Origin of the sequence: Rheinheimera soli, assembly GCF_021290985.1 — a bacterium.
GTDB lineage: Bacteria > Pseudomonadota > Gammaproteobacteria > Enterobacterales > Alteromonadaceae > Pararheinheimera > Pararheinheimera soli.
This window is the reverse complement of the sequence record NZ_JAJOYU010000094.1, coordinates 1-770: the sequence shown is the minus strand read 5'-3', so window position 1 is coordinate 770 and position 770 is coordinate 1. Positions and strand designations below refer to the sequence as shown.

Here is a 770-nt window from a genome sequence, read left to right as displayed (position 1 = left end):
CCCAAATGGTCGTTGTGCACATAATACAGCTGGTTGTTCAGAATATAACCCACCACCTGGCCATTAAAATAAATGTACTGTTTGGTGGTGCCTTCGGCTAACAGCTGTCCATCCGGGCTGTAAATAAACCTTGTTTCAACACTGCCTACTTTTTTATAGACCCGCTGGCCCAATGCATTGTATCTGTACTGGGCAGAACCTGCGCTCGCCATTCGGTTATCGTTGTTGTAGCTGTAGCTGATAACACTGCCATCAAAACGTTTTTCAGTTTTCACATTACCGTTGGCGTCATAATCAAACACCCGGGTTACACCACCTTTGGTTACTGAAGATAAACGGTTTGAATTGGGTGCTATAGCGTAGCTCTCATTCACAGCTCCACTGCGGCTGGTTCTGTTACCCAACGCATCATAACCAAAACTATGATTACCCAAACCGCTGCTGGTGATGCCTGTTAAACGTTTTAACGCATCGTAGCTGAAGTTCTGGCTATAACTACTGGTGATGCCGTGAGTGATTGAGCTAATGGTATTGTCCAGGTTGTAACTAAACCCAAGGCTTTGTACGCCAGGCGTGCTGATACCTGTTAAGCGGTAACTCTGGTCGTAACTCAAAGTACGCTTTAAGCCATTGCCATAAGTCCATTCATCCACTGGCCCGCCCGGAAATTGTTTGATGCCTGTCAGCACTGACCGGCTGACACCGTTGATAGTCACTGTCATGGAGGCTAAATCACCATTCACCGCATAACTGTAATTCACCCTGTTGCC

General features: G+C 46.6%; 1 pseudogene. It reads right to left on the bottom strand.

The features are described 5' to 3' along the window. Positions 1-770, bottom strand: a pseudogene (locus LSG37_RS21140) (RHS repeat-associated core domain-containing protein); the annotation flags it as partial.